Origin of the sequence: Actinophytocola xanthii (genome assembly GCF_001921205.1) — a bacterium.
In the GTDB taxonomy this organism is placed as follows: Bacteria; Actinomycetota; Actinomycetes; order Mycobacteriales; family Pseudonocardiaceae; genus Actinophytocola; species Actinophytocola xanthii.
Map to the genome: position 1 here is coordinate 33,507 of NZ_MSIE01000016.1, position 21,304 is coordinate 54,810.

22 protein-coding genes are annotated in these 21,304 nt (G+C 72.8%); 15 read left to right on the plus strand and 7 right to left on the minus strand.

The features are described from left to right. Nucleotides 1-6 precede the first annotated feature (6 nt). Nucleotides 7-171 (minus strand): hypothetical protein, encoded by a 165-nt coding sequence (locus BU204_RS40000; protein WP_158073440.1) that lies wholly within the window; start codon nucleotides 169-171, stop codon nucleotides 7-9. 286 nt (nucleotides 172-457) lie between these two features. On the opposite strand from BU204_RS40000, the gene BU204_RS10925 reads away from it, so the two are divergent. The 8 genes from BU204_RS10925 to BU204_RS10960 all read left to right on the plus strand — a co-directional run bounded on the left by BU204_RS10925 (nucleotide 458) and on the right by BU204_RS10960 (nucleotide 5,345). Then, nucleotides 458-1,345 carry a hypothetical protein gene (locus BU204_RS10925; RefSeq protein ID WP_083661198.1) on the plus strand — a complete coding sequence of 296 codons (888 nt, stop codon included), beginning with the start codon at nucleotides 458-460 and terminating at the stop codon, nucleotides 1,343-1,345. A gap of 68 nt (nucleotides 1,346-1,413) precedes the next feature. Continuing rightward, complete coding sequence (locus BU204_RS10930) at nucleotides 1,414-1,923, plus strand: Imm1 family immunity protein (RefSeq protein WP_075125504.1); 510 nt, start codon at nucleotides 1,414-1,416, stop codon at nucleotides 1,921-1,923. Between the two features lie 67 nt (nucleotides 1,924-1,990). Beyond that, nucleotides 1,991-2,755, plus strand: coding sequence for a GntR family transcriptional regulator (locus tag BU204_RS10935; protein WP_083661199.1), 765 nt, complete (start codon nucleotides 1,991-1,993; stop codon nucleotides 2,753-2,755). A 58-nt stretch (nucleotides 2,756-2,813) separates the two neighbouring features. After that, entirely contained in the window at nucleotides 2,814-3,194 is a 381-nt protein-coding gene (locus tag BU204_RS10940) for a hypothetical protein (protein ID WP_075125505.1), read from the plus strand. Beyond that, nucleotides 3,187-3,639, plus strand: coding sequence for a hypothetical protein (locus BU204_RS10945; protein WP_075125506.1), 453 nt, complete (start codon nucleotides 3,187-3,189; stop codon nucleotides 3,637-3,639). Before BU204_RS10940 ends, BU204_RS10945 begins: the two co-directional genes overlap by 8 nt. Before the next feature lie 40 nt (nucleotides 3,640-3,679). After that, nucleotides 3,680-4,066 carry a DUF4180 domain-containing protein gene (locus BU204_RS10950; RefSeq protein ID WP_075125507.1) on the plus strand — a complete coding sequence of 129 codons (387 nt, stop codon included), beginning with the start codon at nucleotides 3,680-3,682 and terminating at the stop codon, nucleotides 4,064-4,066. A 20-nt stretch (nucleotides 4,067-4,086) separates the two neighbouring features. Continuing rightward, nucleotides 4,087-4,398, plus strand: coding sequence for a GNAT family N-acetyltransferase (locus BU204_RS10955; RefSeq protein ID WP_075125508.1), 312 nt, complete (start codon nucleotides 4,087-4,089; stop codon nucleotides 4,396-4,398). Next, complete coding sequence (locus BU204_RS10960) at nucleotides 4,395-5,345, plus strand: pirin family protein (RefSeq protein ID WP_075125509.1); 951 nt, start codon at nucleotides 4,395-4,397, stop codon at nucleotides 5,343-5,345. Before BU204_RS10955 ends, BU204_RS10960 begins: the two co-directional genes overlap by 4 nt. Before the next feature lie 41 nt (nucleotides 5,346-5,386). Here BU204_RS10960 and BU204_RS10965 read toward each other — a convergent pair whose 3' ends face one another. After that, a complete protein-coding gene (locus tag BU204_RS10965; protein WP_198942830.1) occupies nucleotides 5,387-6,352 on the minus strand; it encodes a D-2-hydroxyacid dehydrogenase family protein in 966 nt (321 codons plus the stop codon). Between the two features lie 43 nt (nucleotides 6,353-6,395). Here BU204_RS10965 and BU204_RS10970 point away from each other — a divergent pair, with 43 nt between their 5' ends. From BU204_RS10970 to BU204_RS10985, 4 genes are all read left to right on the plus strand, one after another. Beyond that, the gene (locus BU204_RS10970) at nucleotides 6,396-7,355 is read left to right on the plus strand and encodes an NADPH:quinone oxidoreductase family protein (protein ID WP_075125511.1); all 960 of its coding nucleotides are present in this window, start codon (nucleotides 6,396-6,398) and stop codon (nucleotides 7,353-7,355) included. A 93-nt stretch (nucleotides 7,356-7,448) separates the two neighbouring features. Continuing rightward, nucleotides 7,449-7,952 carry a general stress protein gene (locus tag BU204_RS10975; protein WP_075125512.1) on the plus strand — a complete coding sequence of 168 codons (504 nt, stop codon included), beginning with the start codon at nucleotides 7,449-7,451 and terminating at the stop codon, nucleotides 7,950-7,952. A 225-nt stretch (nucleotides 7,953-8,177) separates the two neighbouring features. Then, the gene (locus BU204_RS10980; RefSeq protein WP_075125513.1) at nucleotides 8,178-9,434 is read left to right on the plus strand and encodes a glycoside hydrolase family 16 protein; all 1,257 of its coding nucleotides are present in this window, start codon (nucleotides 8,178-8,180) and stop codon (nucleotides 9,432-9,434) included. Nucleotides 9,435-9,495: 61 nt separating this feature from the next. Next, a complete protein-coding gene (locus BU204_RS10985; protein WP_075125514.1) occupies nucleotides 9,496-10,746 on the plus strand; it encodes an enolase C-terminal domain-like protein in 1,251 nt (416 codons plus the stop codon). Here BU204_RS10985 and BU204_RS10990 read toward each other — a convergent pair. From BU204_RS10990 to BU204_RS38235, 4 genes are all read right to left on the minus strand, one after another. Then, nucleotides 10,743-13,508 carry a glycoside hydrolase family 2 TIM barrel-domain containing protein gene (locus tag BU204_RS10990; RefSeq protein WP_075125515.1) on the minus strand — a complete coding sequence of 922 codons (2,766 nt, stop codon included), beginning with the start codon at nucleotides 13,506-13,508 and terminating at the stop codon, nucleotides 10,743-10,745. The two genes, BU204_RS10985 and BU204_RS10990, sit on opposite strands and share 4 nt — an antisense overlap. Beyond that, complete coding sequence (locus tag BU204_RS10995) at nucleotides 13,505-14,371, minus strand: NAD-dependent epimerase/dehydratase family protein (RefSeq protein WP_075125516.1); 867 nt, start codon at nucleotides 14,369-14,371, stop codon at nucleotides 13,505-13,507. The genes BU204_RS10990 and BU204_RS10995 overlap by 4 nt, the downstream gene beginning before the upstream one ends. A 146-nt stretch (nucleotides 14,372-14,517) precedes the next feature. Then, nucleotides 14,518-14,682, minus strand: a complete 165-nt coding sequence (locus BU204_RS41185; RefSeq protein ID WP_269844637.1) for a LuxR C-terminal-related transcriptional regulator — start codon at nucleotides 14,680-14,682, stop codon at nucleotides 14,518-14,520. A 1,324-nt stretch (nucleotides 14,683-16,006) separates the two neighbouring features. Next, a complete protein-coding gene (locus tag BU204_RS38235) occupies nucleotides 16,007-17,278 on the minus strand; it encodes an ATP-binding protein (RefSeq protein WP_083661202.1) in 1,272 nt (423 codons plus the stop codon). A gap of 72 nt (nucleotides 17,279-17,350) precedes the next feature. Between BU204_RS38235 and BU204_RS11005 the strand changes: the two genes are divergently transcribed. From BU204_RS11005 to BU204_RS11015, 3 genes are all read left to right on the plus strand, one after another. Further along, nucleotides 17,351-18,520 carry an MFS transporter gene (locus BU204_RS11005; protein ID WP_198942832.1) on the plus strand — a complete coding sequence of 390 codons (1,170 nt, stop codon included), beginning with the start codon at nucleotides 17,351-17,353 and terminating at the stop codon, nucleotides 18,518-18,520. Then, entirely contained in the window at nucleotides 18,517-19,863 is a 1,347-nt protein-coding gene (locus tag BU204_RS11010) for a M20/M25/M40 family metallo-hydrolase (RefSeq protein WP_075125517.1), read from the plus strand. Before BU204_RS11005 ends, BU204_RS11010 begins: the two co-directional genes overlap by 4 nt. A 203-nt stretch (nucleotides 19,864-20,066) precedes the next feature. Next, nucleotides 20,067-21,113, plus strand: coding sequence for a polyprenyl synthetase family protein (locus BU204_RS11015; RefSeq protein ID WP_075125518.1), 1,047 nt, complete (start codon nucleotides 20,067-20,069; stop codon nucleotides 21,111-21,113). Nucleotides 21,114-21,121: 8 nt separating this feature from the next. Here the strand turns inward: BU204_RS11015 and BU204_RS11020 are convergent, their stop codons facing one another. Beyond that, a complete protein-coding gene (locus tag BU204_RS11020; protein WP_075125519.1) occupies nucleotides 21,122-21,304 on the minus strand; it encodes a hypothetical protein in 183 nt (60 codons plus the stop codon).

A 21,304-nucleotide genomic window follows, 5' to 3' on the forward strand; every position in this document is an offset into this window, starting at 1 on the left:
AGCGCCTCAGTGCTCGGCCGCCTCCGCCCGGACCTCCACCTCCGCGCCTCCCCCGGTCCCGCCGACCCCGTCCTGGGAGCGACCGAGCAGCATACCGCCGGCCAGGGCCGCGATCACGATGATCCAGAAGACGAACCGAAGCGCCGTCGAAAACGAGACCAGAACCTGCATGTTGATTCCCTTTCGGACAATTCATCCAGCATTGCCGATATCCATCGTCAGAGCCCAGGTACGGTGCGACAACGGGTTTCCTGTTTCCGCCCGAATCCGGAAACGGAGACTGACGTCACTCGGGCGGCGGCTGGACACCCGGCGGGTGGTTCACCACGATCGTCCCGGGGGCCGGGGACACTGTGGGGAGATGTTCGAAATGACCGTCGACGTTCCAGATCTGGTTGCCGAGCTGAAAGTGCTCCGGAAGGGACGCGGGATTCAGGCACCGCATATCGTGGACCGCGTGGGGCCGGCGATCAGGGCGATCTGCGGGATTGACGAGAACGACGACGCGGCCTCGGTACGGCAGAAGGTGATCGCGCGGCTGACCGCCCTGTCCGCGCACCTCTCCCCGGACCTGCAGATCTGCGTGCGGGCGGCGTTCGGCCTCGACGACGAGCTGCACACGCAGTTCTACAAGGACCGGCTCCGGTGGGCGGAGGGCGAGCTGGAACGCAACACCCGGACGGTGCGGCGACGGATCGACGACGCGATCGTGCGGCTGGCCGAGCTCGCCGTGCACCGCCTCACCCCCGGCACCCAGGTCCGGCGTCCGCCGCCGGACGGCCGCTGGCACAACGCCGAGATCCGCCAGTCGCTCGCCCTCGACCAGGCCAGCCCGGACGCCCTGGAGCTGCGCAGGATCGTCGCCGACGAGGACGGCGTGGACGAGCTGGACCTCGCCCTGACCCTCACCTCGCTCGGCCGCGAGACCCGGGCCGCGCCGAGCGACGCCGGGATCGACGTGATCTACGGCGGCCGGCTGCGGCAGCTGCGGATGGAGTCGACCGACCGCATCGGGTACCGGCTGGTCCTCCCGCACCCGCTGCGGCTCGGCGAGGAGCACGAGTTCGCCCTGCGCCTGCGGGCGCTCGCCGAGCGGGAGATGGAGCCGCACCTGGTGTGCGTGCCCAAGCACCGCTGCGACTACTGCGAGGTGCGGGTTCGCTTCCCCGAGGACCGGCTGCCGGCCCGGGTGGAGCGGCTCACCGGCGTCTTCCAGCGCGACATCGCCGACCCCCATCACACCGCCGAACAGCTGCAGCTCGACCCGATCGGCGAGGTCCGAACGCGGTTCTCCCACCTCACCCCGGGTCTCGCCTACGGGATCCGGTGGTCACCGCTGCGGTGAGCCGGAAAGCACACCGAGCCCGGCGCCCCCGCCTGCCAGACTGGACAGGGAAACCGGGGAGGCCGCCGATGACCGGACCGCAGGAGGGGCTGCACCGCACCGAGCTCGCCGCGCCGGGCGGACGCAGGCTCGAGGCGACCGGCGTGTTCCACCTGCGTGGCGCCATGTACACGGTGGCGTTCGACACCCGGGAGGCACTGGCCACCTTCCTCGACCACTATCTGGCCAACGCCGACGACGGGAAGGCCGCACGGCTGCACCTGACCCCGGGGGGAACCGGTCTGCCCGCCGCGAACCTGCGGTTCCAGCTGAACCTCGCCCATCAGGTCGCCGCGGCGGTGCTGATCGCGATGGACGCCGACGGCCGGAGCCACTCGTGGATGACCCGGGGCGACCACGCGCGGCCCGGAATCGTACTCGCCCACGACACCTGGCACCCCGAGGAAACCGCGTTCCCGCCGACCTCCTACATCACGGTCGCGCAGCTCCGAACGGTTCTCGAGCAGTGGTCGTTCGGCGAGACACTGCCGCCGCCCGCGGTCGACTGGATCTCGGTCCGAGATGTCGGTTGGTTCTGAACTATCATTTCGAAGAATTCGCAAAAGCCTCTGACGGCCCCCATTTCCGTCACTATTATCTTGGTGCATGAGCGCCCAGCCCGACGAGAGTTCGACGGTCCGGTCGCTCGACGCCGAGCCGTCGGCGGGCCGCCTGGAGATCCTGCGCGTGCTCGGCCGGCCGGCCACCTCGGACAGTGTCGTCGACCAGATCCTGGTCTCCGTGGGCACGGCGATCGTGGAGGGACGACTGCGCCCGGGCGACGACCTGAACTCGGTGGAACTCGCCAGGACGTTCCGCAGCAGCAGAACCCCGGTGCGGGAGGCGCTGCTCACGCTGGAGCGGGAAGGGCTGGTCGAGATCGCCGCGCACCGGCGCCCGCGCGTCCGCGGACTGCTGCTCGGCGAGGTCCGGGAGATCTACGAGCTGCGCGCCACCCTGTACGGGTTGGTCAGCCGGCGAATCGTGGAGAAGGCGGCGGACTCCGACATCGAGGTGCTCCGGACCTGCCAGCGGGAGATGGACCGCGCAGCGGATGCGGGAGATGTCGACAGGTACTTCTGGCTCACCGTCGGCCTGCGCAACAACGAGGCGGTCATCGCGGGGAACGCGACGGTCGGCCGGGTACTCGACGGCGTCGGCGTGCGGACGCTCCAACTGCGCCACCTCGGCCTGTCTCCACCCGGACGGCTGCGCACCTCGGCGGCTGACCACGCGCGACTGTTGCGGGCCTACGAGGAACGCGACGCCGGACTGGCCTCGGCGCTGAGCGAGACGATCGTCCGCCGCGGCCTGCTGGCCGTCGAGTCCGTTGGCTGGACCGGGGACCGCTCGCCGCGCACCTCGCCATAGGATCATCGGCGCGGGTCCCGGTAGCCTCTACTACGGCTCGTCGTAGAGGGGGTAGTGGATGAACGAGGTGGTGGCGACCACGCTCACGGTCGTCGCGCTCGTCGTGGCGGTGTGGGCGGCAGTGCTGATGCTCGCCGGCAAGCCCGTTCTGGTGAACAAGTGGCACGGTCTCGTCGCGCTCGGCGGTGTCGCGCTGCTCGAGCTCGGCCTGCTCGGCCAGGCCGTCGGCGGCATCGTCGCCATGATCGCCACCGACCGCGAGCTCGACGGGTTCTCGTTCGTCGGCTATCTGGTCGGGCCGGTGCTGATCCTCCCGTTGGCCGCGTTCTGGGCGCTGGCCGAGCGAACCCGCTGGGGCCCGGGCGTGCTCGTGGTCGGCTGTCTCGCCGTGCCGGTGATGATCGTCCGACTGCGCCAGGTCTGGGAAGCCCATGGCTGAGTCCCCACCCGAGTCCCGTCCCGACGCCGTGTCCGCACGCGGGGACGACGACCTCGCCGCGCGCACCCGCTCCGGGCCCGGCCGGCTCCTCATCGCCGTCTACGCCGTGTTCGCGCTGGCGGCGACGGCGCGCTCGGCCGTCCAGATCGGCACCCGGTTCGACGAAGCACCGCTCGCCTACCTGCTCTCCGCGTTCGCCGCCGTGGTCTACGTGCTGGCCACGGCCTGCCTCGCCAGGGGCAGCCGGACCTCCAGGACCGTCGCCGCGGTGTCGATCCTGGTCGAGCTGGTCGGGGTGCTGGCCGTCGGCACGCTCAGCCTGCTCGACCCGGCGGCCTTCCCGGACGCGACGGTCTGGTCGGAGTACGGGCGGGGCTACCTGTTCATCCCCGCGGTTCTGCCGCTGCTCGGCCTGTGGTGGCTGCGGCGCAGCGCGACGCGGTAAGTCGCTGGCGTGCCGGGGCGACGTTGGACACACTCCCGGCATGCACACGATCACCGAGTCCCACGGGCACCGGGTGCTCACCGTCGCCGACGACGTCGCGCTGGGCGGTGAGGACGAGGCCGTCGACCTGATCGGCCTCGCCTTCGGCGAGCAGGCCGACGTCGTCGCGGTCCCGGCCGAGCTCGTGGACGAGCGGTTCTACGAGCTGCGAACGCGGGTCGCCGGGGACGTGGTGCGCAAGTTCGCCGCCTACCAGATCCGGCTCGTGGTCCTCGGCGACCTCACCGGGCGGCTCGCCGCCAGTGACTCGCTGCGTGCGTTCGTGTACGAAGCCAACAGGGGTAGGGACATCTGGTTTCTCGCCGATCGCACCGAGCTGGACGAACGGCTGCGCACCGCCCGGGAAACTCTGGGACGATCGCGGTAGAGCCCACGAGAAGAGGTGCCATGCCGCAGGACGCGAGGGTCGAGCACAACCCCGAGAAGTACCGCTACGACCTGTACGTCGGTGACCGGCGCGCCGGTTTCGCCCAGTACCACGACAGCGGGAACCGCATCGTGTTCACCCACAGCGAGGTGGACGACGCGTTCTCGGGCCAGGGCCTCGGCAAGGTCCTCGCCGCAGGCGCCCTCGACGACGCCGTCGCCCGCGACAAGGTGATCGTTCCGCTGTGCCCGTTCATCGCCCGCTACGTCGGGAAGAACCTCGAGAAGTACTCCGCGCACGTGCAGGCACCAGCCGAGTCCGCACAGGAGTGAGCAACCTGGAGACCACTCCGGACCTGACGGTGTGCCGTGCCCCGGCGGACCACCAGGTAGCTGAGTTGTTCGCGCCGCGCGACGTCCCGCTGGGCGGGATCCGGGGCATCCACGTCGAGCGGATGCTGCCCCAGCGCGAGCTGCCCACGGTGGGTGCGTGGTGCTTCCTGGACTCGTTCGGGCCGCACCGGGAACCGATGCGGGTGCTCCCACACCCGCATATCGGCCTGCAGACGGTGACCTGGCCGCTGGCCGGCGAGATCCGTCACCGCGACAGCCTCGGCAGCGACGTCGTCCTGCGGCCGGGGCAGCTGAACCTGATGACCGGCGGACGGGGCGTTGCCCACTCGGAGTTCTCCCCGGACGACGGGACGGTCCTGTCCGGACTGCAGCTGTGGCTGGCGCTGCCCGCCGACCGGGCGGGCACGGCGCCGGCCTTCGAACAACACCTCGAGCTGCCGCGCTTCGGTCGGGACGGCCTCACCGCGACCGTGTTCGTCGGATCGCTCGGCGACGCGGTGTCGCCGGCGACCGTGCACACCCCCCTGGTGGGCGCGGACCTGGAGATCTCCGGCGGCGCCGTCGCGAGGATCCCGCTGCGGCCCGAGTTCGAGCACGCGCTGCTGGCCGTCGAGGGCTCCCCGGTGGTCGCTGGGGTCGAGGTGCCGCGTGGCCGGCTGCTCTACCTCGGCACGGGTCGCACCGAGCTGCCGGTCCTCGCGCGCGAGCCGGTGCGCGCGGTGCTGCTGGGCGGCGAGCCGTTCCCCGACGAGCTGGTGATGTGGTGGAACTTCGTCGGCCGCGACCACGAGGAGATCGCCGCCGCGCGGGCCGACTGGGAGGCCGGCGACTCGCGCTTCGGCCTCGTTCCCGGGCACGGCGGCGAGCGCGTTCCCGCGCCACCGCTGCCCAACGCGCGGCTCACCCCGCGCCGTCGCCAGGGCTGAGCCGGACCGGGGACGCGGGTCCGGTCCGGCCGCTCGATCGCTCAGGGCGTGATGACGCGGATGGGCTCACCGGCGAGGTAGGCCGCGATGTCCTCGACGATCCCGCGGTAGAACACGTCGAAGGTCCGCGCGCTGACATAGCCGAGGTGCGGGGTGAGCACGGTGTTCGGCAGGTCCCGCAACGGGTGGTCGGGCGGCAGCGGCTCGGTGTCGTACACGTCGAGACCCAGCCCGGCCAGCCGGCCGGAGCGGACCGCCTCGATCAGCGCGACCTCGTCGACCAGCGGACCCCGCGAGGTGTTCACCAGGTACGCGCTCGGCCGCATCATCGCGAGCTCGGCCGCCCCGATCAGGCCGTGCGTGCGCTCGCTCAGGCGCAGGTGGAGGGTCACCACGTCCGAGGCGGACAGCAGCTCCTCCTTGCCGACCAGCTCGACCCCGACCTCCGCCGCCCGCTCCGCGGTGAGGTTCTGGCTCCAGGCCACCACCCGCATGCCGAAGGCCGCACCCACCGCGGCCACCTTCGACCCGATCCGGCCGAGGCCGACCACGCCCAGCGTCGCGTCGGCGAGATCGCCACCCAGCGCCGCCGCGCCGCGGCCGGTCTGCCACCCGTCGATCCGGAACGCCTGCTCCTGCACCGGGATCCGTCGCACGACGGCCAGGATCAGCGCCCAGGTCAGCTCGACCGTCGAGGTGCCGACCGTGGGCGTGCCGCAGACGGTGACACCCCGCTCGGCGGCCGCGGCGACGTCGATCGCGGCGTTCCCCATGCCGGTCGTCACCAGTAGCCGCAGCCTCGGCAGCCGCTCGAGCACCGATCGCGGTAGTCGCGTGCGCTCCCGCATGGCCACGACAATCTCGAATGGCTCCAGGCGGGCGACCAGTGCGTCCTCGTCGCCGATGTGCTCGTGGATCGGCACCACGCTCACCTCAGCCGGCAGCTCGGACCAGTACGGGTAGGACAGGGCGACGTGCTGGTAGTCGTCGAGGATGGCTACGTTCACGCCGCGACAGTACGGCGGCGCCGGAGGGGCAGCGGAGGTGGCCATGCGGGCCTGGCGGGTGCACGAGCTCGGCGAGCCGGACGACGTGCTCACGCTCGAGGACGGCGTGCCCGAACCGGAGCCGGCACCGGACGAGGTGGCCGTCGAAGTGGACGCCGCCGCGCTGAACTTCAGCGACGTGCTGCTCTGTCGCGGGCGCTACCGGGAGAAGCCTCCGCTGCCCTTCGTGCCCGGCTTCGAGGTCGCGGGCCGGGTCGCCGGGACCGACCGGCGGGTGGCCGGGCTGTGCCGGTTCCCGGCCGGCGGTCTTGCCGAGCGGACCGTCCTGGCCGCACCACTGCCGGTGCCCGACACGATGAGCGCGACGACCGCGGCCGCGATGCTGGTCACCTACCTGACCTCGCACCTCGCGCTGCACCGTCGGGCCGGTCTGCGGGCGGGCGAGACGGTGCTCGTGCACGCCGGCGCCGGTGGGGTCGGCAGCGCGGCGATCCAGCTGGCGAAGGCCGCCGGTGCCAGGGTCGTCGCGACGGCCGGCGGCCCGGAGAAGGTGGCTCTGTGCCGCCACCTCGGGGCGGACGTGGCCATCGACTACCGCACCGAGGACTTCGTCGCACCGGTCAAGGACCTCACCGGCGGCCGGGGCGCGGACGTGGTCGTCGACCCCGTGGGCGGGGAGACGTTCGACCGCTCGCGGCGCGCGGTGGCGTTCGAGGGCCGCATCGTGGTGGCCGGGTTCGGTGGCGGCAAACCCGCGGAGCTGCCCACCAACCACGCGCTGGTGAAGAACTACACGGTGCTCGGGCTCAACCTCGGGCTCTACCGGACGCGGGCTCCCTGGGTACTCACCGAGGCCCACGCGGCGCTGGCCGAGCTGTACGCGCGGGGGGCGGTGGCACCGCTGGTCTCCGAGGTGCTGGCGATGGACGAGGTTCCCGACGGCCTGCGCCGCCTGCACGCCCGGGGCACGGTGGGCAAGCTGGTGGTGTCGGTCACGAGCTGAGAAGTGGCTGTGAACTGCGGGTCCGCGGGCACAGCGGTGGCTCCCGCCGCGTTGTACCGGGCAGGAGACAACACCTCAGGAGGTGAGTCCGACATGACGACAGCCTTCACGCCGGCGCCGTCGACGATGAACCTGCCGACCTTGCCGGAGGGCTGGCCGATTGGTTCCTACGACACCTACGAGGAGGCCCAGCGCGCCGTCGACCATCTGGCGGACAGCAAGTTCCCGGTGCAGGACGTGACGATCGTCGGTGTCGACCCGATGGTCGTCGAGCGGGTCGCGGCCCGGCTGACCTGGGGCCGCGTGCTCGGCGCCGGGGCGGCGTCGGGAGCCTGGCTCGGTCTGTTCGTCGGCCTGCTGCTGAGCCTGTTCACCCCGGGCGCCGGACTGGCGCCGATCCTCATCGGCCTCGCGTCCGGTGTGGTCTTCGGCGTCGCCTCGTCCGCGATGCGCTACGGGGCGACCCGCGGGCAGCGGGACTTCGTCTCGCACAGCCAGCTCGTCGCCCGTCGCTACGACGTGCTGACCAAGCCGCGGCACGCCGAGCAGGGCCGTGACCTGCTGGCCGCGCTGGCGATGCGCCCCGCGGTGCGCTGACCGCTCCGCTCGGGCGGGTGTGACCACTCGCCCGGAACCGGATCCTCCCCCGGCGACCTCGGCGCCGAGCCCTCTTCCGGGCTCGGCGCCGAGCCGTGTCCGGGGTGCGCCGCAACGCCGGAACCGGTTCCGAAAACTTCCACCCAACTCTTGTGCCTCTGGTCTAGACCATGACATTCTTTGTTGCCTGGGACAACAAATCTCTACCCGTCGGTGGTGACAAAGATGTCCACACGCCCCTGCTCCCGACTCCGCTCCACCGCCCTGCTGACCGCCCTGGCCGCGGCCGTCCTCGCGACACCGGTCGCCAACGGTGCCGCGTCCGCCGCTCCCGCTCCCGCCCCGGACGTCGGGGTCGCCGCGGTGACCTTCGCCGACGAGTTCAACGCGCCGGCCGGCACCCCCGTCGATGGCTCCAAGTGGGTCATGGAGACCGGCGACAACGTCAACAACCACGAGCGGCAGTACTACACGAACTCGACCAGCAACGCCGTGCACGACGGCCAGGGCAACCTGGTGATCACCGCCCGGCGGGAGAACCCGAACAACTACCAGTGCTGGTACGGCCGGTGCGAGTACACCTCCGCGCGGCTCAACACCTCCGGCCGGTTCACCCAGACCTACGGCACCTTCGAGGCCCGCATCAAGATGTCCCGCGGGCAGGGCATGTGGCCGGCGTTCTGGATGCTGGGCAACGACATCGGCAGTGTCGGCTGGCCGCAGAGCGGTGAGATCGACATCATGGAGAACGTCGGCTTCGAGCCGAACACCGTGCACGGCACCCTGCACGGGCCCGGCTACTCGGGCTCCGGCGGCATCGGCGCCGGCTACACGATCGGCAGCCCGTTCGCGAACGCGTTCCACACCTTCCGCGTCGACTGGTCACCCAACCGCATCGTCTGGTCGGTGGACGGCACAGTCTACCAGACCAGGACCCCGGCCGACCTCGGCGGTCGACAGTGGGTGTTCGACAAGCCGTTCTTCATGATCCTCAACCTCGCGGTGGGCGGCTACTGGCCGGGTGACCCCGACGCCAGTACGCCGTTCCCGAACACGTTGACCATCGACTACGTCCGCGTCACCAACGACACGGGCGGTGGTGGCGGCGGCGCCATCCGCGGCCTGGGTGGTAAATGCGTCGACGTGGCCGGTGCCAGCAGCGCCAACGGAACCCCCGTACAGCTCTACGACTGCAACGGCACCGCGGCCCAGCAGTGGAGCGTGAACGGCGACGGCTCGATCCGCGCCCTGGGCAAGTGCCTGGACGTGACCTCGGGCTCGACCGCGAACGGGGCGAAGATCCAGCTCTGGGACTGCAACGGGTCCGGGGCCCAACGCTGGGCGGTGAGCGGGGCGAGGGACATCGTCAACATCGCCGCGAACCGCTGCCTGGACGTGACCGACAACAGCTCCGCCAACGGCGCCCGGCTCCAGATCTGGGACTGCACCGGTGCCGGCAACCAGAAGTGGACGGTGGGCTGAGCGACCGGAACTGCCCGGGTCCCGCCGGCCGCGGGACCCGGGCAGTAGGTTTGTCCGCGTGATGCGGGAGACCCAGGCACCGTGGCCGGCGCGGGACACGTTGTCCATCACCGGGGTGCGGGCGATCGTCACGGCGCCGGAAGGCATCCCGCTGGTGGTGGTCCGGGTGGACACCTCCGAGCCCGGCCTGTACGGCCTGGGGTGCGCCACGTTCACCCAGCGGTTCCACGCCGTCGCGGCGGCGGTCGACAGGCACGTCGCGCCGCTGCTGGTCGGCCGGCACCCCGCGGACATCGAGGACATCAACCGGCTGGTTCACCTGTCCTCGTACTGGCGCAACGGTCCTGTGCTGAACAACGCGCTGTCCGGTGTGGACCAGGCACTGTGGGACATCGCCGGCAAGCGCGCCGGGATGCCGGTCTACGAGCTGCTCGGTGGCCGGGTGCGGGCCGCGGCGGACACCTACCTGCACGCCTCCGGCGCGACGGTCACCGAGACGATCGAGCACGCCGCGGCGCTCGTCGAGCAGGGGTACCGGCACGTGCGCCTGCAGACCGGCGGCCCGGGGCTGGGCACCTACGGCGCGCCAGGCATCGCCGGCGGCTATCCGCGTGCCCCCTACCCCGACGGCTGGGACGTCAACCGCTACCTCGCGACCACCCCGGCACTGTTCGCCGAGGCCCGCCGGGTACTCGGCGACGGTGTCGAGCTGCTCCACGATGTCCACTCGCGACTGACCCCGAAGCAGGCGGTGGTCCTGGCCCGCGCGCTCGAGCCGTATCGGCTGTACTTCCTGGAGGACGTGGTCGCCCCCGAGCACTACGACCGGCTCCCCGAGGTGACCGCCGCCTCCCCGGTGCCCATCGCGGTCGGCGAGCAGCTCTCCTCACTGACCGACGCGGCCCGGCTCGTCCAGTCGCACGCGGTGGACCTGCTCCGGGTACACGTCTCCACGGTCGGCGGCCTGTCCGCCGGCCGGAAGCTGGCCGCGGTGTGCGAGCTCAACGGCGTTCTCACCGCGTGGCACGGCCCCGGCGACGTCTCGCCGGTCGGGATGGCGGCCAACATCGCACTGGACGTGACCAGCGCCGCGTTCGGCATCCAGGAAGGCCACGTCTACAGCGACGAGACCCGCGAGGTCTTCCCCGGCACCCCGGTGGCCCGCGACGGCTACCTCCACCCCTCACCCGACCCCGGCTGGGGCGTCGACCTCGACGAGAGGCTGGCCGCCCGGTACCCACCGGTGACCGGCCTGCACGAACGCTGGGCAGCCACCGTCCGCCGCCCGGACGGCGGCCTGGAGTCGCCCTAGTCTGTCGGCTCGAGGAGCACGGTGAACACGGTCTCGCGGAGGAACAGCTCGTAGCGGGACAGGGTGCCCGGGCCGCAGGAGGCCGTTCCGACGCCCTGCTGTCCGGCGTCCAGCGTGAGCTCCACGGTCCCGCTCGGCGACAGCTCGTTGCGGTGCCGGGCGGCGGCGAGCGCGGCCGAGGACCAGGGCCGGACGGTCAGCCCGAACACGGGCGTCCCGGTCACCCGCAGGCCCGCGCCCGAGGCGTCCGTCACCTCCGCCCAGCGAACCTCGCCGCGGCGGCCGTTCTCCTGGGGGCGGATGTACGGCGTCTGCAAATCCTCTAGTGTGGACTCGAAGGTGCCCACGCGGTTGGCCATGCCGGTGTCTGGATAGGACTCGCCAGGCCCCGGGCCGAACCAGCGGACGCGGTCGAGCCTCTCCGGCAGCGTGAACGAGACACCGAGGCGGGCGATCGGCTCCGGCCACTCGCCCTCCGGCTCGATGTGCACGGCGAGCCGCACGCCCTCACCGACGGCCGTCCACGCGTAGTCGACGCGTACGCCGCGGTCGGTGCCGGCCGCGGCGACGCGGGTCCTGGTCACCAGGCTCTCGCCGGCCTCCACCGCGTCGACGCGGTGGGTGAGGCGGTGCAGGCCGATGGCCGCCCAGGTCTCGTGCAGCCGAGCGCCGCGGTCGTTGTCCGTGGGGGCGCGCCACAGGTCCAGCCGCAGCGTGCCGACGGCGATGCCGGAGAAGGAGGTCAGGCGGCCGGTGGTGTCGAACTCCGCCGGGCCGACGGCGATCCCGCGGTCGGTCCGTCGCGGACGGGCGGTCGCCGGGCGGGGGGTGGGCTCGGGGGCGGGGTGCACCCGGTGTTGGGTCCAGGCCACCTCGTGGCCGGCCGGCGCCCACGCGGTGTCGGCGCGCAGCACGGCCCGGATGGTCAGCCAGGTCTCGTGGGTGGCGGGCGGGATGGGCGGGAGTGCGGCCCTGCCACCGGTAGGGGGCAGCTCCAGCTCGCCGGACGAGCCGTCGGGAAGGGTCCATTCGAACCGGAGAGCAGAGAGGTCACCGCGTAGGGGCTCTACGGTCACCTCGTCGTCGGTGACGGTGAAGCGGACCGGCTCGTAGACCTTCTTGACGTCGAGCAGGCCCGGCGAGGGGGTGCGGTCGGGGAACACCAGGCCGTCGATCACGAAGTTGCCGTCGTGCACCGGCTCCCCGAAGTCACCGCCGTAGGCGAACTCGTACTCCGGGTGACGCAGGCCGTGGTCGATCCACTCCCACACGAACCCGCCGGCACACCGCGGGTACCGGTCGAACAGCGCGACGTACTCGGCGAGACCGCCGGGTCCGTTGCCCATCGCGTGGGCATACTCGCACTGCACGAACGGCAGGGCACCGCCAGCCCGGCCGATCTCGTCGGACTCCTGGTGCGTGGCGTACATCCGGCTGTACACGTCCACATAGGCACAGTCTGCGTCGCCCTCGTAGTGGATCGGACGTGCCGGGTCGCGCTCTCGCACCCAGGACGCCATCGCGGCGAGGTTCTCGCCGGTGTGGCTCTCGTTCCCCAGCGACCACAACACGATGCTGGGGTGGTTCTTGTCCCGCTCGACCGTGCGGCGCATGCGGTCCAGATAGGACTCCCGCCAGGCCGGGTCGGCGGAGGGGTTGGCACGCCAACCGTTCAGCTCGAACCCGTGGGTCTCCAGGTCGCACTCGTCGATCACCCAGAGGCCGTACTCGTCGCACAGGTCGAGGAACGCAGGGTGCGGCGGGTAGTGGCTGGTGCGTACCGCGTTGATGTTGTGCTGCTTCATCAGCAGCACGTCGGCGAGCATCGTCTCGTGCGGGACGGCCCGCCCGTGGTCGGGGTGGAACTCGTGCCGGTTCACTCCGCGCAGGGCCAGCGGGGCGCCGTTCACCAACAGCACACCGTCCACGATCGACACCGTCCGGAACCCGATCCGCAGCCGCACAGTCTCCCCACCCGCGCTCACCGTCGCCTCGTAGAGCGTCGGAGACTCGGCCGACCAGGGCTCGACGGGCACCTCCACCGGCTCCCCGGTGGGCACCGAGTCCAGGCCGAGGGCGGGGACGGACACCAGGGCGGGGACGGAGGCCTCCACCAGCAGCGTGCCCGAGCCCGTGGTGTGGTCGAAGTCGGCGTGCACGAACACGTCCTCGAGCCCTCCGGCCGGGCGGTGCAGCAGCGTGACCGAGCGGAAGATGCCCGGCAGCCACCACATGTCCTGGTCCTCGAGGTAGCTCGCGGCAGACCACTGGTGCACCCGCACGGCGAGCACGTTGCGGCCGGGTCGCAGCACCGGTCCGACGTCGAACTCGGCCGGCAGCCTGCTGCCGGTGAAGAAGCCGAGCTCGGTCCCGTTGAGCCAGACCTTCGCGCACGAGTCCACCCCCTCGAAGCGCAGAACGGTGGCCCCGTCCGGCCACTCCGCCGGCAGCTCGAACTCCCGGCGGTGGTCCCCGGTCGGGTTCTCCTCCGGCGGGTGCGGCGGGTCGACCGGAATCGGGTAGACGACGTTGGTGTACGCGGGCGCGCCGTGGCCGTGCAGCGGCCAGTGCGACGGGACCGGCAGGCTCCCCCAGCCCGAATCGTCGAAGTCGGGCTCGGCGAAGTCCTCCGGCACCTCGGCCCTCGGCGAGAGCCGGAACCGCCAGTCGCCGTCCAAGGCGAGGCTCGGGGCGTCGGACCGGAGCGCGGCGCGAGGCGTGCGCAGCCCGGAGGAGGGTGTGTGACCGGCGTAGTACCTCATGCGACTCCCAACGCGAACAGGTGCTCGGCGGTGAACCCGAGCAGGGTGCGCGCCGCGGTGAGGTCCACCGGGACGGCGCGTCCGGGCAACGGCGCCCGACGAGGCACGCCCGGCAGGAACCGCTCGACCAGCTCCTGCGTCGGGTACGGCGCGAGCGTGTCGGGAGCGGTGACGAACACAGGGTTGCAGCCCGACAGCGGGGCGGTGGCGGCGAGCCAGCAGGCCCGGGCCGCGTCCCGGCTGTCCAGATACGTCCACAGGTGGCTGATGCCGGCCGCCGGATCCCGGGTGTACAGGGCGGCGTGGTCGGCCAGGTTGGTCTCCCCCGGCCAGCCGAGCAGCGGGAAGCGCAGCGGGGTGACGGTCATCCCGTCCCGCCGGGCCACCATCGCCGCCGTGGCCTCGTCGGCCTGCTTGGACAGCGCGTAGGGGTCGGCGGCCTGGAGCGGGGAGGACTCGTCGATCGGCACGTGGGGCGGGCGCAGCGACGGCGGCCCGAACGGCAGCCCGGTGATCGAGAAGCTGCTGGCGATCACGGCCCGCGGCACGCCGGCCCGGGCGGCCTCGTCCAGCACGACGAACGTGGCTGCCGCGTTGCCCACGAAGACCTCCGCCGGGGGGAGGAACTCGGGTGTCGGGATGGCCGCGAGGTGGATCACGGTGTCCACCCCGGACAGGGCGGACCGCACCAGGTCCACGTCCGAGGCGTCGCCGTGGACGAAATCGGCGGTATGACCGGTTCCTGGGTCGGCCCGGTCCAGGCCGATGGCGGAGACGCCGTGGTCGGCCAGCTCGCGCAGCACGGCCCGGCCGAGCCGGCCCGCCGCCCCGGTGACCAGGACACGGCTCGGTTGGTGACTCATCGCTCGCCAGCATAGATCGGGACGGTGGCCAACAGTCGAGCCAGAACCCGATTCTCCGGCGCCCAGGCCAGCGCCGTCTCCCACGCGGGGAGGTCGTCGGACACCGACCGGTGGACCAGGGCTCGCTCCCCCGCGGAGGCGCTCGTCTAGACGAGGTTCAGCCGGTGCGCGGCGGTGGCCGCCTGAACCCGGCCCGGCACGGCGAGCTTGGTGAGGATGTTGGACACGTGCGTGCTCACCGTCTTGGCGGAGATGTAGAGCTCGCCGGCGATCTGGCGGTTGGTTCGGCCGCTCGCCAGCAACCGCAACACTTCCAGCTCCCGCTCGGTCAGGCCGTGGCCGTCACCGGGACCGAGGGAAGCCCGGAGTGCCGTCGCGAGCCGGTCGATCTCGGCTCGCAACGGCGACGCGCCCACCAGGTCGCATCCTGGGCGGCGGCACGCAACCGGCTCGCGTCGCCGGACAGACTCGCCGATGCCAACCACGCGCGAGCTCGGGCATACCGTTCCCCCAACGAGTCCCATGCCGCCGCGGCTCGGTCCCATGCGTCCGGCGCGGGCGAGCACACCGCGGCGAACGTCAGCTGGTGCGCCCGCTGCACCGGCCCCACCACGGGCAACCGCTCGGCCAGCGACCGCAGGCGTGGCACCAGCTCCGGCACCCGCGCCCCGGAGACCAGCACCGGCCACAGGTACCGGGGGCTCGCCTCGACGCCGGGAAGTGCCAGCGCCGCCACCACAGCGGCGGCGGCATCCCCGCCGGACGCCAGCGCGACCTCCACCTCGAGACCGGCCAGCGGCAACAGGTCCTGTGTGTCCGGATAGCCGAGGGCGAAGACCTCGCGCGCGTACGCGGCAGCGGCGACCGCGCCGTCGAGGTCACCTCGTGCCAACCGCAGCGTGCCGAGCAGCACCAGCAGGTAGGCGTCGAGCCCCGAGACGGGCGGGTGGCCGAGCGCGTCCTCCAGGATCCCGCCCGCCTCCTCCCAGCGGCCCACCGCGATCAGCGACTCCGCGAGGTTCGCGGCGTGGACGGGCCCGGAGATCCTGGCCAGGCCCGCGGCCAGGCACACCGCCAGGCCGCGACGGGCGGCCGACTCCGCTTCCGCGTAGCGCCCCGCGCCGTTCAGCACGTCGGCTTCCAGGCGCAGCACGTGCGGCAGTGCGACGTCGTCGCCGAGCCGTTCCGCGGCGGCACGTGCGGAAGCCAGCTTCGGCAGGCCGGCGTCGAGGTCTCCCGCCCTGGCTTGGGCGTGGGCCAGGGCGGCGGTCGCCGTCACCTCGGTACGGGCGTCGCCGTGCCGGCGAGCGGCGGCCATCGCGGCCTCCGCGACCGCTCGGCCCTCGGCCTCGTGGGGCACGGTCAGCAACCGGTGCGCCAGGCGGTCGAGCACCACGGCTGACTCGGGATGCGTCGCGGGAACCAGCGCGGCGGCTGCCCGCAGGTCCGCCAGGCCGCCGGGCCGGCCGAGGGCGTGGCGCAGTTCACCACGCCGCATGAGCAACCGGGCGGCCCCGACGGGGTCCGCCGAACTGTCCAGTTCGGCCAGCAACTGTTCGAGCAGCTCCAGGGCACGGCTCACGGCACCGGCGGCGGTCGCCGCGTCCGCCGCCGCCGCGAGCACGGCCTCCCGGCTCACGCCGACCTCCCCCGCCGCGCCGGGCACGCGGTTCCACAACCGCAGCACCGCGTCGAGCTGGTCCAGTTGCTCGGCGTGGGCCAGGGAGTCACCGGCCTCGCTGGCAGCCCGCCACGCACAGGCCAGGGCGCGTGCGGGATGCCGCTGCGCCACCGCGGCCCAGTGACCGGCGAGCTGGGCAGCGGCTCGTCCGGACCAGCCAGCGAGGGATCCTGCTCGAGCGCCTCGGCGTACCGCACGTGCAGCGCGGCCCGCTCCCCCGGCAGCAGGCCCTCGTGGACCATCTCGCGGATCAGCGCGTGCCGGAACTGGTAGCCGTGCCCGACGACGACCAGCAGGTTCGCCGCGACCGCGAGACGCAACGCCGCGGAGAGCTCCACGTCGCCGAGCCCGGTGACCGCGGCGAGGAGCTCGTGCCCGACCAGCGCCCCGGACGCCGACGCGGCACGCACCACCTCCTGGCTCACCGCGGGCAACGAGGCCATCGGTTCCAGCAGCAGATCCCGGACCGACTGGGGCACCGCGGGGCCGGGAGCGCCGAGACAGGTCAGCAACGCCTCCACGAACAGCGGGTTGCCCTCGCCGCGGCTGTACACGCGGTCGACGAGCCCGCCGTCCGGCTCGTGCCCGAGGTGTCCGCGCACCTGGGCGGCCACCTCGCGCCGGGACAGCGGCCCGAGATCGAGGACCCGTACCCACTCCACCCGCGCGAGGTCGGCGGTCAGCCGACGCCCTGGGTGGCCCTGGTCGAGGTCCGTGCGGCAGGTGAGGACCACGAGCACCTCGGGCAACGCCCGCTGGTTCCCGACGAGGAAGGTGAGCAGGTCACGGGTGGACCGGTCGGCCCACTGGAGGTCCTCGACGACCAGGACCACCGGGCCCAGCGCACCGAGCACGGTGAGCACCTGCTCGAACAACCGCGCCCGGGCCAGCGAGGCGTCCCCCGCCGCGGGCGGACCGAGCGTGGGCAGCAGGCGGCCGAGCTCGCCCGGGACGCCGCCGGGCAGCAGCGCGCACACGCCGTCGGCGCCGAGGTTGCCGACGAGCTCGCGCAGCACGGCCGTGAACGGGGCGAACGCCAGCCGGTTCTCGCCCAGGTCCAGGCAACCGCCGGTGAGCACCCGCGCGCCGGCGAGACCGGCCCCGAACTCACCTACCAGCCGGGACTTCCCCATGCCCGCGTCGCCGACGATCAACACGGTGCCGGGACGGCGGTCGTAGGCGGCACGGAGCTCGTCGAGCTCCCGAGCCCGTCCCACGAACACCACGGCAGCAGTCTAAGGAGCCGACTCGGTCATCCGACCGATACGGCGGGCGAGCCGGTGTTGCAGGCTGGCCCGGTGTCCGTCCCCCGCGCCGAGCCGGCCTCGATCCTGACCCTGCCGATGGTGGCCCTGCAGCTGGCCGCCTTCGGCGCGATGTGCGGGTTCTACCTGCTGCTGTCGGTGGTGCCGCTGTACGCGGCGGAGTCCGGCGGCGGCGGGTTGGGCGCCGGCCTCGTCACCGGCGTGATGATGCTGGCCACCGTCCTGCTGGAACTGGCCGTGCCGTTGCTGCTGGCCCGGCTGGGCTACCGCGTGGTGACGAGCCTTGGCCTGGTCCTGCTGGGGCTGCCAGCGCTCGCGCTGGTACCCCAGGGCTCCGGGGAGGCGGTGCGGGCGCTGGTGCTGGCCGTGAGCCTGGTCCGGGGCGCCGGGCTCGGGATCGTCGTGGTGGTCGGCAGCGCGCTCGCCGCCGAGCTGCTGCCACCACAGCGGCGTGCGGAGGGTCTGGCGCTCTACGGCGTGGTGGTCGGCATACCGGCGGTGGTGGCCATGCCGGCGGGGATCTGGCTGAGCGAGCACGTCGGCTACGCCCCGGTGTTCCTCGCCGCGGCCGCGGCGGCGCTGCTGCCGCTGGCCGTGGTGCCCGTGCTGCCGGCCAGGACGGGCGACATCGGTCGGGGCTCGGTGCTCCGGGCGTTCCGGATCGGTGGGCTCGCTCGGCCGACGATCGTGTTCACCGCGGTCACCTTCGCCGCCGGGGTGTTCGCGACGTTCCTTCCGCTGGCCGCGCCGGCTGGCAGCCGGGAGCTGGCGGCGATCGCGCTGCTGGTCCAGGCGGTGGCCATGTCGTTGGGACGCCTCGCTTCCGGCCGTTTCGGCGACCGGCACGGTTCCGGGCCGCTGCTCGTGCCCGGGGTGGTCGCGGCCACCAGCGGCGCCGCCCTGGTGATCTGGGTGGACGCTCCGGTCGCGACGGTCGCCGGGATGGCGTTGTTCGGCGTCGGTTTCGGGGTAGCGCAGAACGTGACCCTGGCAATCATGTTCGACCGCGTGGAGAGAGCGGACTACGGCGGCACCAGCGCGCTGTGGAACCTGGCCTACGACACGGGTTTTGGCCTCGGCGCGATCGGTTTCGGCCTGGTGGTTGGCCCGTTCGGCTTCGTGACCGGGTTCGCGCTGACCGCCGTCGTGCTGTCCACCGCCCTTGTTCCCGCGATCCTCGACAGGAGAATGGAAGAGAGATGACCACGATCAACCAAACGGCGGCGCGGGCCGCACTCGACGCCCTGCTGCGGCTTCCGTCGGTCAGCGCGGATCCGGCCGCCGACCTGCGCCCGGCGGCCGAGCTGACCGCCGACCTGTTCCGCGGCGCGGGTATGCCCGAGGTCGAGATCATCGACGACCTCCCCGGCGGGCAGCCCGTGGTGTTGGCGAAGAGCCCGGCACCGCCGGGGCAGCCCACCGTGCTGCTGTACGCCCACTACGACGTCCAGCCGGCGGGCGATCCCGGCGAGTGGACCACCCCGCCGTTCGAACCGTCCGAACGCGACGGCCGGCTCTACGGCCGAGGCACGGCGGACGACAAGTGCGGTGTCGCCGCGCACCTGGCCGCCGTGCTCGCGTACGGCGGCAGGCCGCCCGTCGGTGTCACTGTGCTGATCGAGGGCGAGGAGGAGGTGTCCTCTCCCACCCTCGGCACCCTGCTGGCGAGGTACCGTGACCGGCTGGCGGCGGACGTGATCGTGCTGGCCGACTCGGAGAACCTGGAGCTGGGTACACCCGCGTTCACCACCTCGTTGCGCGGCAACGCGTCCTGCGTCGTGTCGGTGCGGACGTTGGCCACCGGGGTCCACTCGGGAACGTTCGGTGGACCGGCACCCGACGCGCTCACTACGCTGTGCCGGCTGCTGGCGACCCTGCACGACGAGCACGGGGACGTCGCGGTGGCCGGCCTCGGCCGGGACACCGCACCGGACTACGACTACCCGGCGTCGAGGTACCGCGCGGAGGCCGGTGTGTTGGACGGAGTTTCACTGCTCGGCAAGGGAACCCTCGCCGAGCGGCTGTGGACCCGGCCCACCGCGAACGTGCTGGCCATCGACGCCCCGACCGTGGCGGAGGCGTCGAACACGCTCGTGCCGGTTGCGCGGGCGAAGGTGGGGCTTCGGGTCGCGCCGGGCGACGACGCGGCCCGCGCCGCGACGGCCCTCGTCGAGCACCTGACCCGGCACGCGCCGTGGGGCGCGGAGGTCACGGTGAGCTCGGTGGAGATGTCGCAACCGCACCGGGTCGAGCCGTCGGGCTGGCAGTACGAGGCGGCCAGGCGGGCGTACCGGAAGGCCTACGGCCGGGACGTCGTGCATGTCGGCGCCGGCGGGAGTATCCCGTTCACGGCCGAGTTCGCGAAGGCGTTCCCGGCGGCGGCGATCCTGATCACCAGCGCCGGCGCGGACAACGAGTCGCGGGCCCACGGCGTGGACGAGAGCCTGCCACTGGCCGAGTTCGAGCGGGCGTGCCTGGCCGAGGCACTGCTGCTGACCGAGCTGGCCCACCCGTCACCCACCGACACAGCGGGACCGTCCAGCTAGGACGAGCACCCCACCGGCCGAACGAGGTTCCCCGATGGGGTCAGGGGAGACCGCCGCGCTCCACGCAGACGATCACCTGCCCGGTGTTCTGCGTGCCTGTGGACCTCGGTCCGCTCACTCCTTCGAGCGACTGGGCGGAACAATATCGGCGGTGCTAGCTTCGCTGCGTCAGCACTTCTCCGCCCGTGAGATCGGACGTGACCATGAGCGCTCCCGAGGTGCCGGCGCTGGCCGCGGCGCGGGAGACGCTGGTGTGGAGCCTGGCGCTCGTCGACCCGGCCCTGCGCGCGGCGGTCGACACCCTCCCGGCCTCCACCCGGCACATCGGTGGCTACCACCTCGGCTGGTGGGACGAGCGCGGCGTCCCGGAGCCGACCCCCGCCGGCACGGCGGTGCGCCCGGCGCTGGTGCTGCTGAGCGCGGTGGTGGCCGGCGGCTCGGCGCGCGAGGCGGTGCCGGCCGCGGTGGCCGTGGAGTTGGTGCACTACTTCTCCCTGCTGCGTGAGGACACCACCGGCACCCGGGCCAGCGGGAACCGCCCGCCGGTCTGGCGCCTGTTCGGCAGCGGCCCGGTGGTCCTGGCCGGTGACGCCCTGGTCGCGTTGGCCTGCGAGGTGGTGGCCGACAGCGGGCACCCGTCGGCGCACGAGGGGGCACGGGTGCTGTCGGAGACCGTGCGGCACCTGGTGGAGGGTCGGGCTCCGGTGGACCTGCCGACGCAGGGACCGGTGGGAGCGATACCCGGGCTGGGCGCGGAGGCGCCCGAGGGGTACGAGACGACGGCGGCTCACCGCACCGCCGCGCTCATCGGCTGTGCCTGCGCCCTCGGCGCGCTCTTCGGCGGCGCTGACCGCCGGGGCGTCGAACGGATGCGCACCTTCGGCGAGTGCCTCGGCCTCGCCTTCCAGCACGTGGAGGACCTGCTCGGGATCTGGGGCGATCCCTCGGTCACCGGTCAGCCGCCCCATACCCACCTGCGTGACCGCCGACGGTCCCTGCCCGTGGTGCACGCGCTCACGTCGGGCACCCCCGCGGCGCGGGACCTGGCGGCGCTCTACGCGACGTCCGAACCGCTCGACGACGCCCAGCTGGGTCACGCGGCGGCCCTGGTCGCCAGGGCCGGGGGCCGGGCGTGGAGCCAGGCGATGGCCGACAAGCTGCTGCACCGCGCGCTGGTCCAGCTCGAGCCCGGCGGTGCCAGCACCGAGTTGGCGGGGCTCGCCAGGCTGGTCACCCGCGGCGCGCGGTAGAGCCGCCCTCAGGAGGCCCGCCGGTGACGGGCCGGGCAGTCCCGCGCCCAGCGGCGGTGGACGCGACAGGTCATCCGGTCGAGCGGCTCCAACCAACCGGTGTCCTCGGCGTGGTCCTCGGCCAGCAGGGCGTCGGCCAGCGTGCGCGGGAACAGCGGCAGCGCCGGGGTGATCTGGGGCGAACGGTTCAT